Genomic DNA, 14,937 nt, shown 5'->3' on the forward strand with positions numbered 1-14,937 from the left:
GCTGCGTCCTTTCCCTCACCACTGAGACGCGAAGCGGCTTCGCCGCTCGATACGCCGCGTGCCGCGGCTGCTCGACCGGGAGGAGGCCGCGCCCCGGGGGCCGCCCGCTCAGCGAGCGGCTTCGGTGCTGCCGGCCACGAGCGCCACCAGTGCCGCCACCAGGTCCTCCGGTGTCGTCCGCCACATCTGCGGCGAGAGGTGCCCGCTGGCGTGCATGCTCGCGATGCCGTGTGCGCTGGTGAGCAGCATCGCTCCGTAGAGATGGGCGTGCTCGTCGCCGACCACGCTCCCGACGATCCGGAGGAACTCGGCCTGCGCACGTCCGGCCGCCTCGATCGCGAGAGTGGGGTCTCCCGCGGGCATCGTGAACATCATCCGGAACACCTCCGGCTCGTGCTGCCCGACGGCGAGGAGCGCCTCGAGGGCGCTGTGGAGGAGTGCCGCCCCACCGCCCGGAGCGGCGGGACCGAGGGCCGCCAGCTCGGCGGTGATCCGGTCCCAGCTCTCCGCGCCGACCGCGGCCAGGAGGCTCTCCTTGTCGGCGAAGTGGCGATAGGCCGCGCCCCGCGAGACGTCGGCGCGGGCGCCGACCTCCCGCAGCGTGACCCTCTGCGGCCCGCCCTCGATCAGGAGCGCGCGGGCGGCATCGAGCAGGGCGCGGCGCGTGGCCGCGGCGGATTCGAGACGACTGACCATCCCCTCATTCTACAGTTGACAACGTCAACCGGAGTGCTACCTTGTTGAGATGACATCGTCACCTGAATCAGAGCTCATCGTCGTCACCGGCGCCTCCACCGGGATGGGGGCCGCGACCGTCCGCGAGCTCGCCGCCCGCGGCCACCACGTCCTCGCCGGCGTCCGCCGCGAGGCCGACGGGGAGCAGCTGGCGTCGGCACGGGTCCGCCCCGTGATCCTCGACATCACCGTGCCCGAGCAGGTCGCCGGCCTCGCAGCCCTCGTGCGGGCCGACGGCCGCCCCCTCCGCGCCCTGATCAACAACGCGGGCATCGCCGTGAACGCCCCGGTCGAGGTGCTCCCGATGGCCGAGTGGCGCCGGCAGTTCGACGTGAACTTCTTCGGCCACATCGAGGTGACCCAGGCTCTGCTGCCGGCGCTGCTGCGCAGCCGAGGGCGCGTCGTCATGATGAGCTCGCTCGGCGGCCGGCTGGCGCAGCCGACCTACGGCGCCTACTCCGGATCGAAGTTCGCGCTCGAGGCGGTCAGCGACGCGCTCCGCCGCGAAGTCGCGCCGCACGGCGTCACCGTGGCGATCGTCGAGCCGGGAGCGGTCCGGACCGAGATGGTCGGTCGCGGAGGAGTGACGGCGAGGAAGCTGGTCGGCGGCATGACCCCGGAGCAGGAGCGCCGGTACGGCGGCCTGATGCAGGCGATCCTCGCCCAGTCCGAGGGGTTCCTCCGCACCGGTCGCGACGCCTCGCAGGCGGCGCAGGTCATCGTGGCCGCGGCCACCGACGCCCGGCCGCGGACCCGCTACACGATCGGCCGCGACGCCGCGGTGCTCACGCGCCTGGCACGCATCCTGCCGGACCGCGTCCTCGACCGGGTCCTCGCGGCTGCCCTGCGGTCGAACCTCCCGAAGTAGCTCCCACTCCTCCCGCCCACTCCTCCCGCTCACTCCTCCCGCTCACCCCTCAGGAAGAAGAACCCCGTGCCCTCCCTCTCCCAGTCCGTCGTCCTCGTCACCGGAGCGAACGGCGGTATCGGCTCGGCCTTCGTGCACGCCGCGCTGGCCCGCGGTGCCGCGAAGGTGTACGCCTCCGCGCGCAGCCCTCGCGAGTGGGACGACGACCGCGTCGTCCCCCTGACCCTCGACGTCACCGACTCCGCCTCGATCGCGGTGGCGGTCGCCGCGGCCTCCGACGTCACGGTTCTGATCAACAACGCGGGCGGTCTGCCCGCGACGGCGAGCGTCCTCGAGGTGACGGAGGAGGACCTCCGCCGGACGATGGAGATCAACTTCTTCGCTCCGCTGCTGGTCGCCCGGGCGTTCGCCCCGCTGCTCGTCGCCGCCGCGGACGCCGTGCTCATCGACATGCACTCGGTCGCGAGCTGGTACGCCTTCGGCGGCGCGTACAGCGCGTCGAAGGCCGCCCTCTGGTCGGCGACGAACTCGCTCCGCCTCGAGCTCGCCCCTCGCGGAGTGCTCGTCACCGGCGTGCACGTCGGCTATGTCGACACCGCGATGGCGGCCCACAGCGACGATCCCAAGCTGGCGCCCGCCGACCTCGTCGACGCGGTCCTCGACGGCGTCGAGAACGGCGCCGTCGAGATCGTCGCCGACGAGCTCAGCGCGCAGGTCAAGGCGGGCCTGGCCGCGCCGATCGAGGTGCTGTACCCGGAGGTGCGGCGCCCCTAGCCTGCGGACGGGGCGAGTGCGGCGGCCGCCGCGCTGATCGCCGTGATCCGGTCCCAGTCCTGAGCATCGATCGCGGACTGCGGCGTGAGCCAGCTCCCGCCGACGCAGGCGACGTTCGGCAGCGACAGGTAGTCGCCGGCGTTCTCGACCGAGATCCCTCCGGTCGGGCAGAAGGTCGCGTGCGGGATCGGTGCGCCGAGGGCGGCCAGGTAGGGAGCCCCGCCGGCCGGCCCCGCCGGGAAGAACTTCAGCTCGGTCGCCCCCTCCTCGAGCGCCGTCATCACCTCGCCCACCGTCGAGACCCCAGGCAGCACGGGGATCCCGAGCGTGCGGAAGTGGCGGTGGAGCGTCCGGGTGAGTCCGGGACTCACGAGGAACTGCGCCCCCGCCGCCAGCGCGGCATCGGCCTGCGCGGCCGAGAGGACGGTGCCGGCGCCGAGGAGCATCTCGGGCACGTCCGCCGCGATCAGCGCCAGCGACTCGAGGGCGGTCTCGGTGCGGAGCGTGAGCTCGATCAGCCCCACGCCGCCCGCGAGCAGCGCCCGCGCGACGGGGACGGCGGTCTCGGGGTCCAGGAGGGTGACGACGGGGATGACGGGCGAGACCCGCATCACGTCCAGTGCTGTGGTCATGCGGTGATCTCTTCTCTGAGGCCTCGGGCGCCGTGCCGATCGAGGATCCGGTACCAGTCGGTGAGCAGGGCGGTGAAGACGGCGTTCTCGGCGAGGTCGGGCCCGAAGACCTTGCGGGAGCGCAGGAGCGCCGGCACGACCGCCGTCGACGAGCGGTCGTCGGGCAGGAGCGCCTTGAGCTCCGCCGCCCAGGGGTCGGCGATCGCGGACGCGGTCGCCACGTGGTGCAGCCAGGCGGCGACACCCAGGGCGGCCCAGCGCGGCTCGCGGCCGGCGGCGAGCGAGGCCCGGACGGTGCTCAGCAGCCGCAGCGGGATCTTCTGCGACCCGTCGGACGCGACCTTGGCCGTCGTGTGCCCGAGAGCGGGGTTCGCGAAGCGCCGGAGCACCGACTCCGAGTAGGCCGGACCGTCGAGATCGGCGGGGAGAGCGATGGTCGGCAGCGCGTCCTCCGCCATCATGCTCTCCGCGGCCCGGCGGAAGGCGGGGTCGTCGACGGTCTCGGCGATCGTCGTCAGGTCGGCGGCGAGCCCGAGGTAGGCGAGGAGCGAGTGGCTGGCGTTGAGCAGCCGCAGCTTGGCCGACTCCCACGGCTCGACGTCGCTCGTGAGGAGCGCGCCGGCCGACTCCCACGCGGGGCGGCCGGCGGCGAAGTCGTCTTCGAGCACCCACTGCCCGAAGGGCTCGGCGACCACGCCGCCCTCGTCGCGCAGGCCCGTCGCGCGCTCGATCGCGTCGAGGTCCTCCGGAGTCGTGGCGGGTACCATCCGGTCCACCATCGTGCTCGGGAAGCGGACGCGCTCCGAGATCCACTCGTGCAGCGGGGCCGACTCGCCGGACGGCAGCGCTGCAGCGAAGTCGAGGACGAGGGCGCGGGTGAGGGCGCCGTTCGCCGGCAGGTTGTCGCAGGACACGACCGAGACCGGGCCGAGGTCGTCGCGGAGGCGCCTCTGCAGGCCGCGGGTGATCTGGCCCACGGCGGTGACCGGCGGCCGTCCCGAGAGGTCGGCCCGCACGTCCGGGTCGTCGCTGTCGAGCCCGCCCGTCTCGGGGCGGATCCGGTAGCCCTTCTCGGTGACGGTCAGCGTGACGACCGCCGTCCTCGGATCGGCGATCCGGTCGACGACCGCCGTGGAGTCGCTCCGCCCGGCGAGGACACCGGTGACGGCGGAGACGATCCGAGGAGGCCGGGATCCCTCGCCGCGCTCGACGACGGTGTAGAGCCCGTCCTGCGGCGACAGCTGCCGCACGACGGTGTCGGAGGTCTGCGTCACTCCGGTGATGCCCCATCGAGTGTCCCCGGTCCGGAGGACGGCGTCCTCGGTGAAGACGGCGGTGTGCGCGCGGGCGAAGGCGCCGAGGCCCAGGTGGACGATCCCCGGCTCGAGCCGCTCGCGCGGGATCGACGGGCCGAGGCCGGCGGCGGACAGCGCCGCGAGGGACAGGCGGGTCATGCTCTCGCTCCCGCGTGCGTCCTGGTCTGCTCCAGGGTCGGGACGAGGCCGGTCCCGCCGCGGCCCCCGACGACGAGGGATGCGGCGGCCGCGGCGAGTGCGGTGGCCTCGGCGAGGGAGTCGCCGAGGACGATGCGGGCGGTGAGGGTGCCCACGAAGGCGTCGCCGGCGCCCGTCTGGTCGACGACGAGCGGAGCGGGGACGGCGTCGACCCAGAACGACTCGTCGGCCGACTCGACGTGGACGCCCTTCGAGCCGCAGGTGACGGCGACGACGCCCGCGCCGAGGGCGAGCAGCGCGCGCGCGGCCTCGGCCGCGGTGACGGCGTCGAGCAGAGCCGTGGTCTCGCCGGGGAAGGAGGGGGTGACGAGCGCGGCCGAGGCGGCGATCCTCCGCAGGTCGGCCGCGGCGTCGGCGGCGTCGATGAGCCGGGGGCGGTGGTTCGGGTCGTAGACGAACCGGCCGGAGACCTCGGCGGCGTGCAGCACGAGCGAGCGGGAGGACTCCGAGATCGCGCAGGCGATGCCGCTGGCGACGACCGCTCCGGCGAAGCGGAGCACGTCGTCGTCGACGTCGCCGATCGAGAGCGTCGAGCCGACGCTGCCTGAGCGGGCGTAGGAGAACTCGCGCTCGCCGTCGGGGTCGCTGTGCACGAGGTACACGCCCTGCTGGCCGCGGCGGAAGCGGAGCAGATCGGGGGAGATCCCGAGCGCCCGGACCCGGTCGGCGATCGCGCGGCCGAGCTCGTCGTCGGTCAGCACGGCGAGCAGGCCCACCCGGGCGCCGGCGGCGGCGGCGGACGCGGCGACGTTCAGCGCGTCACCGGAGATCCCGAGCAGCGCGGGGACGCCGTGTCCGAAGGCGCTCTCGGTGGCGACCTCGACGAGGACCTCGCCGATCGCGACGACGTCGAAGGCGGGAGTGCTGTCGACGGCGCTCACCAGTCGTGCACCGATCCGTCGAGCCGGCGGTTCACCGGCAGGTACTTCGGGTCGTACGGGAAGCGCTGCGCGGCCTCCTCGTCGAACTCGACGCCCAGGCCGGGCGCGTCGCCCGGGTGCATGTAGCCGTCGTCGAAGCGGTAGCTGGAGCGGAACACCTCGTCGCCCGGATCGCGGTGGCCCATGTACTCCTGGATCCCGAAGTTCGGGATGCTCAGATCGACGTGCAGAGCGGCCAACATCGCGATCGGCGAGAGGTCGCCCGCGCCGTGCGATCCGGAGCGCACGCCGTACAGGTCGGCCAGCGAGAAGATCCGGCGGAGGTGGGTGATGCCGCCGGCGTGGGACACCGAGGTGCGGATGTAGTCGATCAACCGCTCGGTGATCAGCTGCTGGCAGTCCCAGATCGAATTGAAGATCTCACCGACCGCGAGGGGCGTGGTGGTGTGGCTGCGGATCAGGCGGAAGGCCGACTGGTCCTCGGCCGGGGTCGGGTCCTCGATCCAGAAGGGACGGTAGGGCTCGACCGCGGCGCCGAGGCGACCCGCCTCGATGGGGGAGAGGCGGTGGTGCACGTCGTGCAGCAGGTGCACGCCGTAGCCGAACTCCTCGCGCAGGTGCGCCATCATCGTCGGCGCGAAGTCGAGGTAGGCGGTCGTCTCCCACGAGTCCTCCTGCGGCACGTTCCCGCTCGCGGGCTCGTAGAGCTTCCCGTCCGCCGGGGCGATGCCATAGGTCTTCTCGAGGCCCGGGATCGCGGCCTGGGCGCGGATCGCCTTGTAGCCGAGGTCGAGGTGGTCCTGGAAGTCCTCGTCGAGCTCGTCGAGCGTCGAGCCGCTGGCGTGGCCGTAGACCATCACGCCGTCGCGGGCCGCGCCGCCGAGCAGCTGGTAGACGGGCATCCCGGCGGCCTTGCCCTTGATGTCCCAGAGCGCCACGTCGATGGCGGCGATAGCGGTCATCGTGACCGGGCCGCGGCGCCAGTAGGCGCCCTTGTAGAAGTACTGCCAGGTGTCCTCGATGCGGCGCGCGTCGCGGCCGATCAGGAGGGGGCAGAGGTGGTCCTCGAGGTAGGAGGCGACGGAGAGCTCGCGGCCGTTGAGCGTGGCGTCGCCGACACCGATCACCCCGTCCTCGGTCTCGAGGACGAGCGTCACGTAGTTCCTCCCCGGGGAGGAGACCACCACTCGGGCGTCGGTGATCTTCACGGTGCCACCTTCTTCACGGGAGCGTCCTCCGTCTCGGTGCGACGCCCGCCGAGGCGGAGCATCACCTTGCTGCTGCCCGACGCCGGGTCCGCCGCGGTCCGCAGCGCCTCCTCGGCGTCGTCCAGGTCGAACTCGTGGGTCATCAGGGGAGAGAGGTCGAGGCCGTCGCGCATCGCGACGACCGCGTCCGTGATCTCATCGACGAAGCGGAAGCTGCCGATCCAGGTGATCTCGCGGGTGACGAGATCGCCCAGCGCGGCGGGCGCCGGAGCGCCGGGCAGGTTGCCGACCTGCACCACGGTGCCGCCGCGGGCGGTCGCGTGCAGGACGGAGCCCAGCGCGGCCGGGGCTCCCGAGGCCTCGAAGACGAGCTCGGAGTCCTCGGGGAGGGCGTCGCCGGCGGAGACGTCGCGCGTCTCGTCGGCGCCCATGCGACGGGCGATCGCCAGCGAGGCCGCGCTCAGGTCGGCGGCCACGATGCGGCCGGCGCCGGCGTGGCGGAGGGCGGCGATGAGGAGGGAGCCGATGGGGCCGGCTCCGTTCACGACCACGTCCCTGCCCCGCACGTCGCCCGCGCGGTGGACCGCGTGCATCGCCACGGCCAGCGGCTCGGCGAGTGCGCCGTGCCGGGTGTCCACGCCGTCGGGCAGTGCGCGGAGCTGGTAGGCGTGCACCGTCTTCCGCTCGCTGAACCCGCCGTCGGCGTGAGGGCGGAAGGCCGCCGAGCCGTAGTAGCGGATCGCGGGGTGCAGGTTGGTGCGGCCGGCGATCCGCTCGGGCAGGCCCGGGTCGCCGAGGAGCTCGGACGGGTGGACGGTGACGGCCTGCCCGATCTCCCAGCCCTCGACGCCCTCGCCGAGCTCGGCGATGCGGCCGGCGAACTCGTGCCCGAGGACGAGCGGGTCCACGAGGCGCGCGGTCCCGGAGGAGCCGTGCTTCCAGTAGCTGAGATCGGATCCGCAGACGCCGCCCCACTCGACCGCGAGCACGACCTGGCCGGGTCCGGCGACCGGCTCCGGCCGCTCGTCGATGCGCAGATCTCCTGCGCCGTGCACCACGACGGCTCTCATACCGCGTCCTCCAGTCGCACCATGTCGCGTCCGCGGACCTCGGGGCTCAGCAGCGCCGAGACCAGCGTCACGAGGGAGTAGCCGATCACCATCGCGGCGAGCGGCCACCAGGACCCTGTCACGGCGGTGAGGGTCGCGGCCAGCACCGGCCCGATGGCGGTGGTGAGGATGCCGCCGATCTCCTTGGCGAGCGCCAGCTGGGTGAAGCGGGTGCGGGAGCCGAAGAGCTCGGCCATCGTCACCGACTCGAGCGAGAAGAGCGCGAGGACGCCGATGTTCAGGCCGACCACGATGCCGATCGTCATCAGGACGGGATCGCCGCTGGTCACCATCAGCATCATCGGGATCGCGAACAGGATGGTGAGCGAGGTGAAGAAGAGGTAGAGCGGGCGCCGGCCGAAGCGGTCGCCCAGGATTCCGACGAGGGGAACGGTGACGAAGCCGAAGAGCGAGCCGATCACGATCGCACTCGTGCCGATCGCCTTGTCGCTGAGCATCACCGTGGCGATGTAGCCGATCAGGAAGGTCTGGATCAGGCCGGAGTTGCCCGCCTGGCCGAAGCGCAGGCCGAGCGCGATCAGGAACGCCTTCCCCTTCTTCTGCTTCAGCGCGGTCTCGATGCTGCCGGTGCCGGCGATGAGCGCCTGCTCGGCGAGCTGCTTCTTGGTCAGCGCCACGCCGTCGACGAGGTCGTCGCGCTGCTCGAAGACGGGGCTCTCCTTGAGCGAGGTCCGGATCCAGACGGCGAGGATGAGCAGCACGAAGCTGGCCAGGAACGGCACGCGCCAGCCCCAGGTGATCAGGTCCTCGTCGGGGAGGGTCGCGACCAGGACCGCCCAGAGGGCGGAGGCGGCCAGGGTGCCGGAGTTGGTGCCGAGCGAGACGAGCGAGGAGATCAGTCCGCGCTTCTTGACCGGGGCGTACTCGGCGAGCATCACGGTCGCTCCGGCGATCTCGGCGCCGGCGCCGAAGCCCTGCAGCAGGCGGAGGAACACCAGCAGGATCGGGGCGAGCAGGCCGACCTGCTGATAGGTGGGCAGGACGCCGATCAGCGTGGTCGAGACGCCCATCAGGGCGATCGTGATGAAGAGCACCTTCTTGCGGCCGATGCGGTCGCCCATCCGGCCGAAGTAGATCGCGCCGAGGAGCCGGGCGACGTAGCCGACGCCGTAGGTGGCCATGGCCGCGATGAGGCCGACCGCCGGATCGAACTCGGGGAAGAAGATCCGGTTGAAGACGATGGCGGCGGCCAGCGAGTAGAGCTGGAAGTCCATGAACTCCATCGCGGTGCCGAGCCAGCCCGAGACGGCGACCTTGGCGAGGTCCTTGGTGGTGCGCGCCCCCTTCTGATCGGGGGTCTGCGTCGAGGACGACGCGGTGGATCGCTGAGACATCCGGTGCTCCTTTGCATGCGGGTCGGAACGGCGGCACGGAGGATCTGCAGCGGCCGACAACTGCCATACAAGCACTGCCATGGCAGTTGTGTCAACGCCGATTAGACTCGGACGATGGCGACACGGAGCGAGCCCGCGATCAGGACCGCATCGGCGCGCGATCGCACGGTCGACGCCCTGCGGCGACGCATCATCTCGCTCGACCTCAAGCCGGGCTCCCCGCTCTCCGAGAACGAGCTCTCCGCCGAGCTCGGCATCTCCCGGACGCCGGTCCGAGAGAGCCTGATCCTCCTGCGCGAGGAGGGCCTGGTGCAGATCTTCCCGCAGCGCGGCAGCTTCGTCTCGCGCGTCGATCCTGAGCGGGTCGCCGAGGCCCAGTTCATCCGCGAGGCGATCGAGTGCTCCTCCCTCCAGCAGGTCGGCGAGCACGGCGAACCGGATCGGGCGGGGCTGGCGGCCCTGCGCGACATCCTCGACGAGCAGCGGGAGGCGGACACCGAGCAGGACGTCGAGCGCTTCTTCCGCCTCGACGAGGACTTCCACCGCGGACTGCTCGATCTCTCGGGCCACGGCAGCGCCTGGAACGCGGTGAACTCCGCGAAGGCCCATCTCGATCGCGCGCGCCGGCTCAGCCTCGTCGACGCGCGCCCGATCCACGCCCTCATCGATCAGCACGAGGCCGTGGTCGACGCGATCGGGCGCGGCGACGGCGACGGGGCCGTCGTCGCCCTCCGCTCCCACCTGCGGGCGGTCTTCGACGACGTGGAGCGGATCCGCGCCGGCTCACCCGAGCTGTTCTCCGACGGCAGCGAGATCCGCGTCATCCGGCGCACCGTCTCCGAGCTCGCCTGAGGCCCGCCGTCGGCGCAGGAAGGGTGCGGATGCTCCTGGGAGCGGGGCCGCGCACTCCTGCTGATCGAGTAGCCCGCGGAGCGGGCGTACCGAGATCCACCGGCGTCAGAAGCGGAGTCCGCAGACCCGCCCTGCTGGTGAGGGCGGTCTCGATACGCCGCGTGCCACGGCTACTCGACCAGCAGGTGGGGCCGCCTGCCGCGGCCTCCTCGACCAGCAGAGGAATCATGCTGATCGAGTAGGCCGCGCAGCGGCCGTATCGAGATCCGCTCCGGTCAGCGCGCCGTGCGGCGCCGCCGGGCGAGGCCGAGCACGAGGGCTCCGCCGGCGAGGAGGGACAGCGCGGCGGCCGAGAGCCAGCCGGTCTCGACGCCGGTCGAGGCGAGCGAGCCGGAGCCCGAGCCCGTCCGCGGCGGCACGGCACCGGCGGGGTGCGTCGGCGCGGCCGTGGGCTGCGACGTGGGCTCGGCCGTGGGCTGTGCGGTGGGCGCAGCGGTCGGCTCGGTCGTGGGCACTGCCGTGGGTCCGGCCGTCGGCACCGGGGTCGGCGTCACCGCCGCTCCGAACACGTCCGCCGCGGAGCCGAGCGACGCGAGCACCGTCTCGCCGTTCGCGTCGTCGACGCCGTCGTTGTCGGTGACCGCGAAGACCTCGCCGGCGCCGGTGATGCCCAGGCCCTCGAGCTTCTCCTGCGTCCAGCCGTGGCCGGCCTCGAGCGCGGGCAGGACGTCGACGGCGAGCGTCTTCTCCAGCACGGGGAGCTCCTCGCCGATCGCGGCGCCCGGCCCCGTCGGCAGCGGCACCGTGTACACGGCCTTGAGCGCCGCATCCGGTCCGTTGCGCTTGTCGCGCTCGATGACCGCGAGGGTCCCGGCGGGCGTCAGCGTGATCTCGGAGAGGCCGTTCCAGTCGCCCTCGGCGCCGGACGGCGCCTCCAGCGGGTAGCCGAAGAAGCTCCAGCTGCCTGCCGCGACGTCGTAGCGTCCGATCCGGACGATCCCGTCGGCGTCGGTCGACGCCTCCCGCTGCAGTGCGGTCCAGACGATCTCGCCGTCGGCGCCCGCCTCGATCGTGACGCCCTCGAAGCCCTGCGAGCCGAGCGCGTCGCCCAGCTCGGCGGGGAGCGCGATGCGCTCGAGCACGGCGGCGGAGGCGTCCAGGCGCAGCAGCGCGTTCTCGGGACCGGTCGCGCCCTCGGTCACGGCCCAGAAGCCGCCGTCCTCGCGAGCGGCGATGCCCTCGAGGTCGAGGGCGGCGGGCTCACCCGCCTCCGTCACGGTGAGCGTGGAGTCGATCAGTGCCGGGACGACCGAGGTGTCGACGGAGTAGACCGTGCTCGGCGCGTAGGCGCTGTCGCTCACGGCGTAGAGACGATCCGCGGCGGCCGGGTCGCCGGACAGGCCCGAGAGTGCGCCCCACGGCAGCGGCGAGCCGTCGACGTCGGCCGACGCGATGGTCGGGAAGGCGGGGGAGGAGGCGCCGAGCGCGTAGAGCTGCACGCTCGCGCGAACCGCGGCCTCGGCGTCGTCGGTCTCGCTCGAGACGACCAGCAGGTCGCGCTCGGGCAGGGCGAGCAGCCCCTCCGGGCCGGGCGTGGACGGCAGCGCCTGCACGAGGCGGGGCGCGGTGGGGTCGGAGACGTCGTAGACCGCGACGAAGTTGGCGCGCTCTGCGCCGACGAAGACGTAGGGCACGCCGTCGAAGGTCGCCGAGAGCAGTCCCTCCGGCTCGGAGCCCTTCGCGTCGGACCGCTTGTCGGGGTAGAGGCCGAGGCTGACGGCGAGGTGGTCGAAGGTGCTGCCGGCGTCCCAGACCACGGCGCCGGAGGCCGCGTCGAGGATCGACCAGCCGCGGGTGCCTCCCTTCCAGTCGCCCTCGTTCGCGATCGCGACGTGGTCGTCGCCGACCCAGCCGATCGCGTCGGGCTCGCGCGGGACGTCCGTGATCGAGTCGGTCAGCGCGATGCGGTCGTCGTCGAGGGTGTCGATCCCGGAGACGGAGGCGGTGCCGGCCGAGTAGGACGCGGTGACGGTGCGGGTCGCCAGGTCGAGGATCGCGACGGCGTTGTTCTCCTGCAGGGTCACCGCGACGGCGGTGTCGGCGGGGTTGATCGAGACGTACTCGGGCTCCGGGTCGCTCGGGGTGTCGAGGCCCGCGAGGCCGGTGAGCGCGATGTGCTCGGCGACCCAGGCGGACGGGTCGGCGGTGAGGTCCATCACGACGAGCTCGCCCGCGGGAGCCTGCGGGAGGTCGCCCTCCTCGGCGCCCTCGGGCGTGAACTCCTCGTCGCGCTGGTTCTCGATCGCGATGACGGCGAGGTCGCCGGCGGTGGTGACGTCGATGGAGTCGGGCTGGCCGCCGAGCTCGATCGTCGCGACCGGGGCGAGGTCGCTGGCGTGCAGGACGCTGACGTGGCCCGAGGGGTTCGCGAAGTCGCCGTCGGAGGTGTCGACGACCGCGAGCACGTACTCGCCGGTCGCGTAGACCGAGGTGGGCTCGCCGCCGACGCCGACGCCGCCGAGGGGCTTCGGCGCATCCGGGTCGCTGATGTCGAGGACGTTGATCCGCTGGCCGGCGGAGTCGGTGGAGTAGACCAGGCGGCCGTCGGGCGAGGCGCTGGAGATCTCGGCGACGGCGGAGTCGACGGCCGGGTCGGCGGCGTTGAGGTACGCGGGCACCGTGGCGACGCGGGTGAAGAAGGAGTCGCCGGCGGCGGTGGCGGGCAGCGCGGCGCCGACGGTGCAGCTCGCGAGGACGAGGGTGAGCGCGGCGCCGGCGGTGCGGCGGGGGGCGAAGTGACGGGGCACGGGTCTCCTGAGCGGTTTCGAAGGAACTCGCCCACGCTGGCCTCTCCGGGTGAACGCGACGGCGCGCGCAGGTGTCCGGCGGGCGAACGCCCGGGGCGGCGGGGTCTCGATATGCCGAGTGCCGCGCCTACTCGACCAGCATGCAACGCGCACGTGGGGGAAGTTCATGCTGATCGAGTAGGCCGCCTAGCGGCCGTATCGAGATCCACCCGCGTCAGAACAGTGGTCTGCAGACCCTTCCTGCTGAGGACGCCGGGTCTCGATACGCCGCGTGCCGCGGCTACTCGACCAGCATGGGCCGGCGCGCCCTCGCCCGCCGCATCAGCGGGCCGCGAGGCCCGCCGCCGCCGAGCCCCAGCCGGCCAGGGCGGCGCGCACGCGCTCGTCGCGCGCCAGCGCGAGCGCCTCGGCGTAGCCCTCCTCCAGCACGTCGTCGATCCGGACGCGGGCGCCCGTCTCGGAGGAGCGCACCGCCGCCTCGACCATCGCGATGCTCCGCACGTTCGCGTGCACCTCGCCCGAGGGCACGGCGCCGGTCCCGAGCACGCGCACGAACTCGGCGAGCGAGCCGGCTATCTCCTGCGGGCCGGGCTCGAGCGTCGCGGTCTGCACCGCCTCCGACTCGCGCGCCTGCCAGGAGGGGGCGCCGTCGCCGTCCCAGTGCGCGGTGCCGCCCGCGCCGGTCACGCGCCAGTCGCCGTTCCAGGATGTCTCGAGCCCGTCGGCGCACCAGCTGCCGGTGTAGCTGAAGCGGACGCCGCCGGCGAACTCGAAGACGGCGCTCGCCGCGGCGCCGTCGGCGTACCAGCTCCAGCCCGGGTTGTACTCCTCGCAGTAGACGGCGACCGGGTCGCGGTCCAGGACGTAGCGCGCCGCGTCGAAGGCGTGGATCGCCATGTCCACCAGCAGCACGTGCGGCATCTCCTCGCGGAAGCCGCCGAAGTGCGGCGCCTTCGCGAAGAGCACCGACGCCGTCCCCAGCTCCCCGAGCCCGGCGACCTGCTCGCGGAACGCGGCGATCGCGGGGTAGTAGCGCCGCGACTGGCTGGTCATCAGCAGCCGCCCGGCGACCTCGCTCGTCGCGGCGAGGATCAGCGACTCGGCGATCGTCGGCGCGATCGGCTTCTCCGACAGCACCGGCAGCCCGGCGAAGAGCGCCTCGCTGCTCACCGGCAGGTGCGCGCGCGGCACGGTCACGTTGACGACCGCGTCGGCACCGGAGCGCGCGGCGACCTCGGCGACGGAGCTGCCGACCGCGATCGGCCCGACCCCCTCCTCCTCGGCGGCCCGCTCGGCGAGGTCGACATCGAGGTCGACGAGGCCGACCAGCTCGGCGTCGGGGTGGTCGCGGATGGTGCGGATCCACGCGCGCCCCATGGCGCCCGCTCCGACCTGGACGAGACGGACGGTCATCGGACGAGCGCTCCGCGGTAGTCCTCGCCGGCGAAGAACTCGCCGGACTCGTAGCGCTGCAGCACGGGCAGGCGGCGCTCGGGGCGGTCGGAGCGCGCCCACTCGACGCTGTTCGCGATCACGCGGCGGACGTCCGCGTGGTGGTAGACGGGGAAGTCCTGGTCGCCGGGCGAGAAGAAGAAGATTCTCCCGTGGCCGCGCTTCCAGGTCATCCCGGAGCGGAACACCTCGCCGCCGGAGAAGGTGGAGAGGAAGACCAGCTCGTCGGGCGCGGGGACGTCGAAGAACTCGCCGTACATCTCCTGCTGCGGGATCGTGAAGGGGTGCGGCACGCCCTGCGCGATGGGGTGGGTCGGATCGACGGTCCAGACGATCTCGCGGTCCTCGGCCGAGCGCCAGCGGAGCGTGCAGGTGGTGCCCATCAGCTTCCCGAAGATCTTCGACCAGTGGCCGGAGTGCAGCACGACGAGCCCCATGCCGGACAGGACGTGGCGCTGCACGCGCTCGACGATCTCGTCCGCGACGGCGTCGTGCGCCATGTGGCCCCACCAGACCAGCACGTCGGTGCCGGCGAGGACCTCCTCGGTGAGGCCGTGCTCGGGCTCGTCGAGCGTGGTGGTCGAGACGGTCGCGCGCTCGCCGAGGTTCTCGGTGATGCCGGCGGCGATCGTCGTGTGCATGCCGTCGGGGTAGATCGCGCGGACCTTCTCCTCGATCTGCTCGTGGCGGTTCTCGCCCCAGACGAGGACGCGGAGGGGAGCGGCGGGTGTGGTCACGGGTGGTCCTTCT

At 72.9% G+C, this 14,937-nt stretch carries 13 protein-coding genes; 3 read left to right on the forward strand and 10 right to left on the reverse strand.

The features are described from left to right. Nucleotides 1-108: 108 nt before the first annotated feature. Nucleotides 109-696 (reverse strand): TetR/AcrR family transcriptional regulator, encoded by a 588-nt coding sequence (locus EDF22_RS19245; protein WP_123706423.1) that lies wholly within the window; start codon nucleotides 694-696, stop codon nucleotides 109-111. Nucleotides 697-745: 49 nt separating this feature from the next. On the opposite strand from EDF22_RS19245, the gene EDF22_RS19250 reads away from it, so the two are divergent. Together EDF22_RS19250 and EDF22_RS19255 are read left to right on the forward strand one after the other, a co-directional pair. After that, entirely contained in the window at nucleotides 746-1,603 is an 858-nt protein-coding gene (locus EDF22_RS19250) for an SDR family NAD(P)-dependent oxidoreductase (RefSeq protein ID WP_123706424.1), read from the forward strand. Between the two features lie 66 nt (nucleotides 1,604-1,669). Continuing rightward, the gene (locus EDF22_RS19255) at nucleotides 1,670-2,377 is read left to right on the forward strand and encodes an SDR family oxidoreductase (RefSeq protein WP_123706425.1); all 708 of its coding nucleotides are present in this window, start codon (nucleotides 1,670-1,672) and stop codon (nucleotides 2,375-2,377) included. Here the strand turns inward: EDF22_RS19255 and eda are convergent. The 6 genes from eda to EDF22_RS19285 are packed head-to-tail and all read right to left on the reverse strand — an operon-like array spanning nucleotide 2,374 to nucleotide 9,076. After that, nucleotides 2,374-3,009 (reverse strand): bifunctional 4-hydroxy-2-oxoglutarate aldolase/2-dehydro-3-deoxy-phosphogluconate aldolase, encoded by a 636-nt coding sequence (gene eda / locus EDF22_RS19260; RefSeq protein ID WP_123706426.1) that lies wholly within the window; start codon nucleotides 3,007-3,009, stop codon nucleotides 2,374-2,376. The genes EDF22_RS19255 and eda overlap by 4 nt on opposite strands. Then, entirely contained in the window at nucleotides 3,006-4,463 is a 1,458-nt protein-coding gene (locus EDF22_RS19265) for a mannitol dehydrogenase family protein (RefSeq protein ID WP_123706427.1), read from the reverse strand. The genes eda and EDF22_RS19265 overlap by 4 nt, the downstream gene beginning before the upstream one ends. After that, nucleotides 4,460-5,404: a PfkB family carbohydrate kinase gene (locus EDF22_RS19270; protein WP_243839987.1), complete on the reverse strand. Its 945-nt coding sequence runs from the start codon at nucleotides 5,402-5,404 to the stop codon at nucleotides 4,460-4,462. The genes EDF22_RS19265 and EDF22_RS19270 overlap by 4 nt, the downstream gene beginning before the upstream one ends. After that, nucleotides 5,401-6,612 (reverse strand): D-mannonate dehydratase ManD, encoded by a 1,212-nt coding sequence (gene manD / locus EDF22_RS19275; protein WP_123706428.1) that lies wholly within the window; start codon nucleotides 6,610-6,612, stop codon nucleotides 5,401-5,403. The genes EDF22_RS19270 and manD overlap by 4 nt, the downstream gene beginning before the upstream one ends. Further along, on the reverse strand, nucleotides 6,609-7,682 hold the full coding sequence (locus EDF22_RS19280) for an L-idonate 5-dehydrogenase (protein ID WP_123706429.1): 1,074 nt from the start codon (nucleotides 7,680-7,682) through the stop codon (nucleotides 6,609-6,611). Before EDF22_RS19280 ends, manD begins: the two co-directional genes overlap by 4 nt. Next, complete coding sequence (locus tag EDF22_RS19285; protein WP_123706430.1) at nucleotides 7,679-9,076, reverse strand: MFS transporter; 1,398 nt, start codon at nucleotides 9,074-9,076, stop codon at nucleotides 7,679-7,681. The genes EDF22_RS19280 and EDF22_RS19285 overlap by 4 nt, the downstream gene beginning before the upstream one ends. Before the next feature lie 114 nt (nucleotides 9,077-9,190). Here EDF22_RS19285 and EDF22_RS19290 point away from each other — a divergent pair, with 114 nt between their 5' ends. Further along, nucleotides 9,191-9,928 carry a GntR family transcriptional regulator gene (locus EDF22_RS19290; protein ID WP_123706431.1) on the forward strand — a complete coding sequence of 246 codons (738 nt, stop codon included), beginning with the start codon at nucleotides 9,191-9,193 and terminating at the stop codon, nucleotides 9,926-9,928. A 275-nt stretch (nucleotides 9,929-10,203) separates the two neighbouring features. On the opposite strand, the gene EDF22_RS21405 is transcribed toward EDF22_RS19290, so the two are convergent. From EDF22_RS21405 to EDF22_RS19305, 3 genes are all read right to left on the reverse strand, one after another. Beyond that, nucleotides 10,204-12,735 carry an esterase-like activity of phytase family protein gene (locus EDF22_RS21405; protein ID WP_260303571.1) on the reverse strand — a complete coding sequence of 844 codons (2,532 nt, stop codon included), beginning with the start codon at nucleotides 12,733-12,735 and terminating at the stop codon, nucleotides 10,204-10,206. Nucleotides 12,736-13,056: 321 nt separating this feature from the next. Continuing rightward, nucleotides 13,057-14,148 carry a Gfo/Idh/MocA family protein gene (locus EDF22_RS19300; RefSeq protein ID WP_123706433.1) on the reverse strand — a complete coding sequence of 364 codons (1,092 nt, stop codon included), beginning with the start codon at nucleotides 14,146-14,148 and terminating at the stop codon, nucleotides 13,057-13,059. Beyond that, nucleotides 14,145-14,924 carry a ThuA domain-containing protein gene (locus EDF22_RS19305; protein WP_123706434.1) on the reverse strand — a complete coding sequence of 260 codons (780 nt, stop codon included), beginning with the start codon at nucleotides 14,922-14,924 and terminating at the stop codon, nucleotides 14,145-14,147. Before EDF22_RS19305 ends, EDF22_RS19300 begins: the two co-directional genes overlap by 4 nt. Between the last annotated feature and the right edge of the window lie 13 nt (nucleotides 14,925-14,937).

The organism is Rathayibacter sp. PhB127 (assembly GCF_003751665.1).
In the GTDB taxonomy this organism is placed as follows: domain Bacteria; phylum Actinomycetota; class Actinomycetes; order Actinomycetales; family Microbacteriaceae; genus Rathayibacter; species Rathayibacter festucae.